This is a genomic window from Pseudomonas sp. 3A(2025), from assembly GCF_054589175.1.
Genome location: NZ_BAAILM010000062.1, coordinates 1 through 10,360, shown reverse-complemented (window position 1 = coordinate 10,360; position 10,360 = coordinate 1). Strand labels below are relative to the sequence as shown.

7 protein-coding genes are annotated in these 10,360 nt (G+C 61.2%); 6 read left to right on the top strand and 1 reads right to left on the bottom strand.

The window, feature by feature from the left end; all coding sequences use genetic code 11:
* Positions 1-87: 87 nt before the first annotated feature.
* A complete protein-coding gene (locus ACYP2A_RS21680; protein ID WP_459747965.1) occupies positions 88-2,283 on the bottom strand; it encodes a TonB-dependent receptor in 2,196 nt (731 codons plus the stop codon).
* A 486-nt stretch (positions 2,284-2,769) separates the two neighbouring features.
* Here ACYP2A_RS21680 and ACYP2A_RS21675 point away from each other — a divergent pair, with 486 nt between their 5' ends.
* From ACYP2A_RS21675 to ACYP2A_RS21650, 6 genes are all read left to right on the top strand, one after another.
* Entirely contained in the window at positions 2,770-4,401 is a 1,632-nt protein-coding gene (locus ACYP2A_RS21675; RefSeq protein WP_459747963.1) for a methyl-accepting chemotaxis protein, read from the top strand.
* A gap of 70 nt (positions 4,402-4,471) precedes the next feature.
* Positions 4,472-5,293: an aldo/keto reductase gene (locus tag ACYP2A_RS21670; RefSeq protein WP_459747962.1), complete on the top strand. Its 822-nt coding sequence runs from the start codon at positions 4,472-4,474 to the stop codon at positions 5,291-5,293.
* Between the two features lie 83 nt (positions 5,294-5,376).
* A complete protein-coding gene (locus tag ACYP2A_RS21665; RefSeq protein ID WP_459747961.1) occupies positions 5,377-5,877 on the top strand; it encodes a sigma-70 family RNA polymerase sigma factor in 501 nt (166 codons plus the stop codon).
* A gap of 3 nt (positions 5,878-5,880) precedes the next feature.
* Positions 5,881-6,819: a FecR domain-containing protein gene (locus tag ACYP2A_RS21660; protein ID WP_459747960.1), complete on the top strand. Its 939-nt coding sequence runs from the start codon at positions 5,881-5,883 to the stop codon at positions 6,817-6,819.
* A gap of 100 nt (positions 6,820-6,919) precedes the next feature.
* Positions 6,920-9,334 carry a TonB-dependent siderophore receptor gene (locus ACYP2A_RS21655; RefSeq protein WP_459747958.1) on the top strand — a complete coding sequence of 805 codons (2,415 nt, stop codon included), beginning with the start codon at positions 6,920-6,922 and terminating at the stop codon, positions 9,332-9,334.
* A gap of 319 nt (positions 9,335-9,653) precedes the next feature.
* Positions 9,654-10,187 (top strand): transposase, encoded by a 534-nt coding sequence (locus ACYP2A_RS21650; protein WP_459747957.1) that lies wholly within the window; start codon positions 9,654-9,656, stop codon positions 10,185-10,187.
* The last annotated feature ends 173 nt before the right edge of the window (positions 10,188-10,360 follow it).

The following is a 10,360-nucleotide window of genomic DNA, read 5'->3' as shown; positions in this document are numbered from 1 at the left end:
GACCGCAGGAGGCGCGCCGAACCGCAGGGTATCGGCGCTGGTGGATTTTCTGGTGCGCGAGCTGGGTGCCGTCAAAAACGACCAGGCTTAGAAATCGACCGTGCCGGAGAACTTCACCAGCCGTGGCTCGCCCTGGGTCAGGTAACCGCCGTTGGCCGAGGCCCAGTAGTTCTTGTCGGTGATGTTTTCCACGTTCACGCGCAAGGTCAGGTCCTTGTACGCACGGAATTTGTAACGGGCACCTGCATCGAAACGGTTCCAGGTCGGCAGGCTGAGGTTATTGGCCTGGTCGGCGAACTGGCCACCGGTGCGCAGCATGCGGCCATTGAGCGCCAGGCCTTCGACGCCCGGCACATCCCAGTCGACGCTGGCGTTGAGCTGGAAGGTCGGCACGCCAATGGCGTGGTTGCCATCGTTGATGCCACCTGCCGTACCGTTCAGTTCGGAGCTCATGCGCGTGCCACCGGCCATCAGGCGCAGGCCTTCGACCGGTTCGCCGAACACACTCAGCTCGATACCCTTGTTGACCTGCTCGCCATCGCGCACATACAACGCTTGCGCCGAATCGACGTAGCCATCGGTGGGTTTCTCGATACGGAACACACTCAGGTCAGCGCCGAAGCTTTGCAGGTCCAGCTTGATCCCGGCCTCCAGTTGCTTGGTGCGGCCCGGCGGGAAGGCCTGGCCGAGGTTGGTCACTGTGCCCGATGCAACCGGGCCCTTGGCCAGGCCTTCGATGCGGTTGGCGTACAGCGAAACGGTCCCAAGCGGTTTGTAGACGATGCCGTACACCGGTGTGGTGATCGACTGGTCGTAGATCGAGTTGCGGCTGCCGTCGTTGTTGCCATAGGCGACACCATTGAGCGTGGTGCCGTCATAGCTGTAGTTCTCGACGCGCAATTGCTGGCGGCGCAGGCCGTAGGTCAGCAGCAACGTGTCGTCGAACAGGCCTACGGTGTCGGAAATCGCCAGGCTGCGGTTGCGGGTCTTGCCGGTCACGCCTGGATCGCCCATCTCGCCGCCGGTCAGCGACACCGAGGTCGGTATCGGCAGGTTGACCTTGTTGTAGATACTGGTGTTGCCGGCGGTCGAGCGATAGAACACATAGGCGTTCTCTTGCTGGGTCCAGATCGTCGAGGCGCCGATTGCGATCTGATGGCTGATCGGGCCGGTTTGCAGACGGCCATTGAGGCCGGCGCTGAAGGTAGTGTTGTCTTCGTTGTGCGGAATTTCCGAGCCGCCGATGGTCGCGCTGCCGCCGTTGCCCACCAGGGCCGGCGTGCCGTAAATGCCGGTTTCACGGGTGTGCTTGACGCCGCCGGCTAGGTACGCAGTCCAGTTTTCGCTCAGGTCCCAGTCGCCACGCATCATGCCGAAGGTGTCTTCGGTCTCGGTATAGGTCCAGTTCTGACCATAGTTATGACTGGCATCGGGTGCGGTCGGCACCTGCGTGGCCGTGCCGAGTTGCACGCTGTTGCGCAGGTGGTTGACGCGCTGCTTCTGGTAGCCGAAATCCGTGGAGGCGCGGAAACCTTCGCCGCGATAGTCCAGCCCGGCAACGAACAGCTTGGTACGTTGATCCTGATCGTCGATGGCAGTCTCGCCTTCGCGCTGGCTGAGGTTGACCCGCGCGCCAAAGCGGTTGTCTTCCCCGAACCGCTGACCCAGATCCAGGTGCTCGCCAATCCGGCCATCGGTGCTGATGTCCTGGGTGTAACGGCGCGTCGGCGTGTCGCCGGCACGCTTGGGCTGCAGGTTGACGCTGCCGCCCAGGCCGCTGCCGGTTGGGCTGACGCCATTGATGAAAGCGTTCGGTCCCTTGAACACTTCAACACGCTCGACGGCATCGGTGGACAAGATCTGCCGTGGCAGCACGCCATACAGGCCGTTGTAGGAAATGTCGTCGCCGCCCAACGGCAGCCCACGAATGATAAATATCTGCGACTGGTTGCCAAAGCCGAACGACTGACGCACCGACGGATCATTGAGCAGCACATCGCCCACGTCTTCAGCCTGCTGGTCTTCGATCAGTTTCGAGGTGTAGCTGGTCATCTTGAACGGCACGTTCATGCTGTCCTGATTGCCCAGCACGCCCATTTGCCCGCCGCGGGCTACCTGACCACCGGCAAAGGCTTCAGGCAGGGTATTGGAATTGGTTTTGACGGCGCTGGCGTTGACGTCGGTAGCGCCCAGTTCGACAACCTGATCGGTGGCGTGGGCCATGAGGCTGGCAGAACAGCACAGAGCAAGCAGGGTCGGGCGGGACGGGAAAGAGAAGGCCATGGAGCGATGTACCTGGGAAAGAGTGATGAGCGCCTCCCTGGCAACGCGGACTCTTCTCAAAGGCGAAATACTGATAGCCGCTTTTGAGAAGCATTCCTATCAAATCACAGTTTTTTCACATCTGGTTACACCTTCCATCGGAAAGCTCTGCCCCAACCCTTTCAGGCTTATTCAAAACCCAAAAATGCAAAAACCCGCCGAGGCGGGTTCTTTGCACATGACCATTCCAACTCCCTGTCGGTAGCCATCCTGGCAATGGTCGATCATCCATGATCACCGTGGCGCTTCCTTGGCTACGGCTGTTGGATCCCATCTTACGAGCATGACCTGATGCCGCAAATGGCTGAATGCCGCCACGCCGTGTAAGCCTTTGACCATTAGCCAAAGGTAGTAGCAAAAAGGCATGAAAAATTTCGTGACCAAACGCTCAATTCTGGTCACGATGGGCCGACAGCGTAAATAACAATAACAAGCGAGGTCGATGCCATGAGCATGCGCCATCTTTCCATCAGTCGGCGGTTGTGGTTGATTCTGGTCGTCTGTGTCCTGATGCTGTTTATCCTCGCCGCCGCGCTGCTCAAACAGATCCATGACGATCTGTACCTGGCCAAAGCGCAAAAAACCATGCATGTGGTGCAGACCGCCAGTGGCCTGCTCAATCATTACCACGGCCTGGAAACCGCCGGCACCCTCACCCGCGAGGCTGCGCAACAGCAGGCGCTGGCGGCGATTCGCGGGCTGCGTTACGACCAGAACGACTACTTCTGGATCAACGATCTGCGCCCCGTCATGATCATGCACCCCATGAACGCCAAGCTTGAAGGCCAGGACCTGTCGGGCATCAAGGACCCGGACGGCTTTGCGCTGTTCAACGAGATGGTCGCGGTGGCCAAGCGTCAGGGTTCCGGGATCATCGATTACCGCTGGCCCAAGCCCGGCGCCAGCGAGCCGGTGCGCAAGACGTCCTATGTGCAGTTGTTCGCGCCTTGGGGCTGGATCATCGGCTCTGGCGTGTATGTCGATGACGTTGCCGCCGAGTTTCAGGGGCAAGTCATCAAGGCCGCCCTGGTCTGCCTGGCGATCAGCGTGCTGATGGCGTTGCTGGTGATCGTGATTGTGCGCAGCATCGTGGTGCCTTTGCGGGCGGCGGTGCAGGCTATGGCCAATGTGGCTAGCGGCGAAAGCGACCTGACCCGCACTCTGGAAACCCAGGGCAGCGATGAAATCACCCTGCTGAGCCAGCATTTCAATACGTTTATTGCCCAGTTGCGCCATGTGATCAGCCAGTTGCAGCAGTCGGCCGTGGCGTTGGGTGACGCCTCAAGAGACATGGGCAGCAGCGCCGAGCAGGCACAAGCACGCAGCCAGCAGCAGTCGCAACAAATGGAGCTGGTGGCCACAGCGGTCAATGAGGTCACCTACGGCGTGCAGGATGTGGCACGCAATGCCGAGCATGCGGCCAGCGAAATGCGCAGTGCCGAGTCCGAAGCACAGCAGGGTCTGGTCAATATCGACGGCAGCCTGCGTCAGATCCAGCAGTTGTCCGCCACCATCGATCAGGCCGTCGAGGTCATGCGCACCCTGTCGGCCGAGAGCACGCAGATCGGCGGCGTACTGGAGGTGATCAGCTCGATTGCCGAGCAGACCAACCTGCTGGCCCTCAATGCCGCCATCGAGGCGGCACGTGCCGGTGAACAGGGCCGCGGCTTTGCCGTGGTTGCCGACGAAGTGCGCCTGCTGGCCCAGCGCACGCAGAAGTCCACGGCACAGATTCAAGGCATGATCGAGCGCTTGCAGCATCACTCCAATGCGGCCGTAAAAGTCATCGGCGAGAGCAGTCGCGCCTCTGACCTGACGCTGGAGCAGGCCAATCTGGCTGGCCAGAGTCTGACCTCGATCAGCCAGGCGCTGCGCAACCTCAACGGCCTCAATGCCTCGATTGCCAGCGCCACCTTGCAACAATCGCACGTGGTCGACGACATCAACCAGAACGTCACCCAGACCGCACAACTGTCGCAAGGCACTGCATTGGCCGCCGAACAGTCGAGCAGCGCGAGCCTGAATCTGGCGCGTTTGAGCGAACAACTCAACGGCTGGCTCAAACCCTTTCGGGTTTGATCTATCGACCGGAACCAGATTGACGATTACCCCTCAAATGGCAATCGTCTGGCGGGCTGGAGCTTAATCAATGCGTACTTTGACACTGGCAGGAAAGACCGTCCCGGCACTGGGCCAGGGCACCTGGCACATGGGCGAAAAAAATCATCAGCGCTCGGATGAAATTGCCGCGCTGTGCCTGGGCATCGAGCAAGGCCTGACCCTGATCGACACCGCCGAGATGTATGCCGACGGCGGCGCGGAAGAAATCGTCGGCCAGGCCATCGCCGGCCAGCGCGACAAGCTGTACATCGTCAGCAAGGTTTACCCGTTCAACGCCAGCAGTCAGGGCATTCCCAAGGCCTGCGAAGCCAGCCTGCGGCGCATGCACACCGATTACATCGACCTGTACCTGCTGCACTGGCGGGGCCAGTACCCGTTGTTCGAAACCGTGCAGGCCTTCGAGCGCTTGCGCGAGCAAGGCAAGATCGGCGCCTGGGGCGTGTCGAACTTCGATGTCTCGGACTTGCTGGAACTGGACGATCCGCGCTGCGTGACCAATCAGGTGCTGTACAACCCGTCGCAACGCGGCATCGAATTCGACCTGATTCCCTGGGCGGCCAACCGTCACCTGCCGTTAATGGCCTACTGCCCTATCGGCCAGGGCGGCGATCTGCTCTGGCACCCTGCCCTGCAGGAAGTCGCCCGGCGCCATAACGCCACGCCCGCGCAGATCAGCCTGGCCTGGGTACTGCGCCAGGACAATATGATTGCCATTCCCAAGGCCATGAACCCGGACCACATCCGCCTGAATGCGGCCGCCGCCGACATTGTGCTCAGTGCGCAAGACCTCGCCGACATCGACCGCGCCTGGCCGGCACCGTTGCGTAAGCAACGGCTGGAGATGGTGTAGGAAATGTCTTGAAAACCAACCCTTGTCATGAAAGCGGATTTGCGCCAACAATGTAGAGAATCATTCTCACATACACGGCTGCCATGTCTGCACTCGACTCCTCTTCCCTGCATCACCTCTACCAGCAACACCACGGCTGGCTGAATAACTGGCTGCGCGCACGGCTGGGGAATTCGAGCGATGCGGCGGACCTTGCCCAGGACACGTTCGTGCGGGTGCTGACGGCGCGCAATGTCGAGGCGATTCGTGAGCCGCGCACGTACCTGAGTGCGATTGCGCGGGCGTTGATGATCGACAAGTTTCGCCGCCGGGCGGTAGAGCAGGCGTATCTGGATGCCTTGATGTTGCGCCCTGAACCGCTGGATATTTCGCCGCAGACGCGGCTGTCGATCATCGAAACGCTGACAGCGGTAGACGCCATGCTCGACGGGCTGGGCGAGCGCACCCGGTCGATTTTTCTGGCAGTGCAACTCGAAGGCCTGAGCTATGCCGCCATCGGCGAGCGGCTGGGTGTGTCGGTGACGACGGTGAAAAAACACATGATCCGCGCCATGACCGAGTGCCTGTTGCTGGTGGAGGACTGAGCGGTGCTTGATCGCAAGGTGCTTGAAGCCGCCGCCACCTGGTATGTACAGCTCAGTGCCGCCGCGCCGGGTCAGGCCGACCGCAGCGGTTGGCAGGCCTGGCTGGAGCAGGACGCCCGCCATGTGCAGGCCTGGGCGCGTGTGGAAAAACTGCAACGCCAGTTGGGCGGGCTGCCGCAAGACGTGGCGCTACCGACCCTGGCCGGCGCTCGGGCCCGACGCCGCTCGGTGGCCAAAGTGCTGGGCCTGCTGCTGGCGGTCGGAGCCACAGGCTGGGGCCTCAATAGCGTCGAGCCGCTGTCGGCGCGGCTGGCAACGCTGCGCACCGGCAAAGGCGAGCGGCGTCAGGTGCAACTGGCCGATGGCGGCCAACTGCACCTCAATACCCATACCGCAGTGGACGTGCATTACAGCGCGAGCCTGCGCGAGGTGCGTCTGCATCATGGCGAGGTGCTGATCGAAACCGCGAAAGACCCCGCCGGCAGGCCTTTCGTGGTGCATACGCCCGAGGGCAGTATTCGCGCGCTAGGCACCCGTTTCAGTGTGCGCAGTGAAACGGCGCAAACCGAAGTGCGGGTGCTGGAACATGCAGTGGAACTGCGCCCGGCCGGTAATCCGGCCGGCCTGTTACGGCTGGAGGCTGGCCAGCAGGCGCAGTTCGATCATGACCGGCTGGGCCAGCCTGCCCCCCTGCCCGCCCATAGCGATGCCTGGCTGCGCGGTCGGCTGATGGTGCTGGAATGGCGGCTGGCCGACCTGCTGGTGGAACTTGAACGCTACCGGCCAGGTGTATTGAGGTGCAGTGATGCGGTGGCCGATTTGCGCGTATCGGGCGGTTTCGATCTGGACCATACCGACACCATTCTCGAAAACCTGGCCCTCTCGCTGCCCGTTCGGGTGCGCTACCTGACGCGCTATTGGGTGTCGGTCGAGGCCGCGTAAAAAAATTCTTCAAGGGGTTGCTGATTTTCATTCTCATGCGGCCATGCACTGAAGCGGCGAAAACTGCCGCATGTGTGCCACGCTAACCCAGGAAAATCCGATGCCCCGTCTTCCACTGGCCCGCGCCATCCATCTGGCTGTATTCGGCCTGATCACAATGCCCTTGATCGCCACGCCGGGCTTTGCCGCCGAGCAGAATCAGGTCAGCCGTTTCGATATCGCGCAAGGCCCGCTGGGCACGGCGCTGAGTCAGTTCGCCATCGATGCAGGCGTTACGCTGTCGTTCGCCAGCAGCCAGACCCAGGCATTGACCTCGCCCGGCCTGCAAGGCAGCTACACCGTCGAGCAAGGCCTTGAGCGGCTGCTGGCCGGCAGCGGCCTGCAAGCCCGTCGGCAGGGTAATGGCGGTTTCGTGCTGGTACCGCGAAGCGCGCCCGGCGAAACCGCGATGGAACTGGGCGCGGTCAGCATTTCCGGCAAGGCGCCGGGCTCGACCACCGAAGGCACCGGGTCGTACACCACCGAATCGTCCAGCAGCTCGACGCGCCTGAACCTGTCGATCAAGGAGACCCCGCAATCGGTCACCGTGCTGACCCAACAGCGCCTGCAAGACCAGAAACTGGAAACCCTCACCGACGCACTGGATGCCACCGCCGGTATCACCGTGATTCGCGAAAGCATCGGTGCCGACAGCACGCCGTATCTGTCGCGCGGCTTTAGCATCACCAACTTTGAAATCGACGGCGTGCCGACCTCGTCGAGCATGGACAACTACACACAGAACACCGCCATGTACGACCGCATCGAAGTGGTACGCGGCGCCACTGGCCTGATCAGTGGCCTGGGTAACCCGTCGGCGACCATCAACCTGATCCGCAAGCGCCCCACCACCGAGCCGCAAGTGTTGCTGTCGGCCGAAGCTGGCAGTTGGGATCGCTACGGCCTGAGCATCGACGCCGGCGGTGCGCTGAACGACAGCGGCACCCTGCGTGGCCGCTTCGTGGCTGATCAGAAAGATCAGCACGCCTGGATCGACCGCTTCAGCCAGGAGGTCTCGACGCTCTACGGCATCACCGAACTGGACCTGAGCGAGTCGACGCTGCTGACCCTGGGACTCAGCCATCAGGTGACCCATTCCAACGCGCCGATGCGCACCGGTTTTCCGCTGTTCACCGTTGATGGCGGGCGTACCGACATCAAGCGTTCGTTCAACAGCGCCCCGGACTGGTCGTACTACGATCGCAAGCAAAGCACCGTATTCACCTCGGTCGAGCATCAGTTCGACAATGGCTGGAGCGGCAAAGTCGAATACAGCCACTCGCGTAACGACTACGACACCGTGGTCACCTACATGGACGGCGCGATCAACCCCGCCACCGGTGCTGGTGGCTACATCATGCCGACCCGTTGGGAGGCCACACCGACCCAGGACAAGCTCGATGCCTACGCCACGGGCGGGTTCAGTTTTCTGGGCCGCGAGCATGAGCTGATCACCGGCGTCACCCTGTCGCGCCTTGAAGAGCGCGGCACGTCGAACTATGGCGGCTGGCAACGCCCGGGCAGCAGCTACCCGGGCACCATCGCCAATATCTATACCTGGGACGGCCAGTCGCCCAAGCCCACCTTCACCAAGACCGGCGCCAGCGACCTGACCGAAACCCAGTACGCGGCCTTCCTGACCTCGCGCTGGCACCTGACCGACAAGGCCAGCCTGATCCTCGGGTCACGCGTGGTGGACTGGAACCGCGAAAACAAAAGCTGGCTGTACGGCGGCTCGACCACCAGGACCGAACGCACCGAAAACGGCATCGTCATTCCGTACGCCGGCTTCGTCTACGACCTGAACGACACCTGGACCGCCTACGCCAGCTACACGCAGATTTTCAACCCGCAGAACGCCAACATCCGCGATGTCAAAGGCACGCCGCTGGACCCGCAAGAAGGCACCGGCTACGAAGTGGGTATCAAAGCCAGCTTCAACGACAACCGCCTCAACACCAGCCTGGCGCTGTTTCGGGTCGAGCAGGACAACCTGGCCGTGGCCGATGGCAACCTGCTGCAACCCAGCGGCTTTCAGGCCTACAAGGCTGAAAACGGCACCACCAGCGAAGGCGTCGAGCTGGAATTCAACGGCGAAATCCTCGATGGCTGGCAGTTCACCGGCGGCTATTCCTACAGCGTCAGCTTCAACGACGATGACAAACGCATCGTCACCGAAATCCCGCGCAACAGCGTCAAGCTGTTCACCACCTACCGCCTGCCCGGCGCCCTGGACAAACTCACCGTCGGCGGTGGCGTGAACTGGCAGAGCGAAGCCGGTTACAACCTCAGCTACGCCACCACTCAAAGCAGCTACGCGCTGGCCAGCCTGATGGCCCGTTATCAGATCAACGCGTCGACTTCGATTGCGCTTAACGTCAATAACCTGTTCGACAAGGAATACCTGACCACCACCGCCGCCGGCCTTTATGGTGCTCCCCGCAACTTCATGACCACGGTGCGCTACGCGTATTGATAGGCGTACAAGCCTGCGCCGATCATTAACTGACCGGCACAGGCTTGTAGGAGATCACCCGGCGCCGCGCTGTCGCGCAGCAAACATGGGACCTGTAGAAGGGAGCTCTGCCGGAATGCCGGACCATCGCGATCGGCTGCGCAGCAGTCGTAGATTTGCAGCGTTTCGACGATTCCTGTGAGCGCTTCGCGCTCAATCGCCAGCAGAGACGGATCGCCGCCCGCTCCCTCCTACACGTGGTGTTTTTAATTAAATAAAATCAATAAGTGATCTGCACCCCAAAAGTTGGACACCCATCTGACTTTCTGGGGGTGTTTTCATGGGCAAGTACTCTACGCAGTTCAAAATCACAGCGGTCAAGGACTACATCGACGGCATCGATGGATTTCGCAAGGTTGCCAAGCGACATGCCATCGATGTCAGCCTGCTTCGACGCTGGGTCGCCAGCTATCAAGCGCTAGGCGCTGCTGGACTTCGTTCTCGAGGGCACCATTACAGCGCGGCATTCAAGCTCTCGGTCATCCAGTGTCGGTATGAACAGCAGCTCTCCCTACGAGAAGTCGCAGCACGATTCGGCCTTGGCTATTCCTCCTGTGTGGGCATTTGGGAACGCCAGTACTACAGTGGCGGTCTTTTAGCCCTTAACGCGTCCAAACGAACGAGGAGCGTTACCATGCCCAAGAAGCAATCCGCTCATGACGTCCACGCACAGGACGACGATTCGAAAAGCCTGGAACAGCTCAAGGCAGAACTCGAATACCTGCGCATGGAGAATGCCTACCTAAAAAAGCTCGAAGAGGTAAAGAAGGCGCAGAGCCAGAGTCCTCGGCCAGGGAAAAAACCCTCACCGTAGTAGCGCTGAGGCCGGTATTCCCTCTGGAGGGCTTGTTGAAAGTGGCCAACCTGGCGCGTAGCACGTTCTATTACCAACTTGGTGTGCTTCAAAAGCCTGACAAGCATGCTTCGCTGAAGGCAAAGATTCAGGCGCTCTATGCTCTGCACGAGGGGCGGTTTGGCTACCGCCGG

Coding starts and splice junctions, on each gene's coding strand:
- ACYP2A_RS21680 (WP_459747965.1), bottom strand. CDS start 2,283: ATGGCCTTCTCTTTCCCGTCCCGCCCGACCCTGCTTGCTCTGTGCTGT.
- ACYP2A_RS21675 (WP_459747963.1), top strand. CDS start 2,770: ATGAGCATGCGCCATCTTTCCATCAGTCGGCGGTTGTGGTTGATTCTG.
- ACYP2A_RS21670 (WP_459747962.1), top strand. CDS start 4,472: ATGCGTACTTTGACACTGGCAGGAAAGACCGTCCCGGCACTGGGCCAG.
- ACYP2A_RS21665 (WP_459747961.1), top strand. CDS start 5,377: ATGTCTGCACTCGACTCCTCTTCCCTGCATCACCTCTACCAGCAACAC.
- ACYP2A_RS21655 (WP_459747958.1), top strand. CDS start 6,920: ATGCCCCGTCTTCCACTGGCCCGCGCCATCCATCTGGCTGTATTCGGC.
- ACYP2A_RS21650 (WP_459747957.1), top strand. CDS start 9,654: ATGGGCAAGTACTCTACGCAGTTCAAAATCACAGCGGTCAAGGACTAC.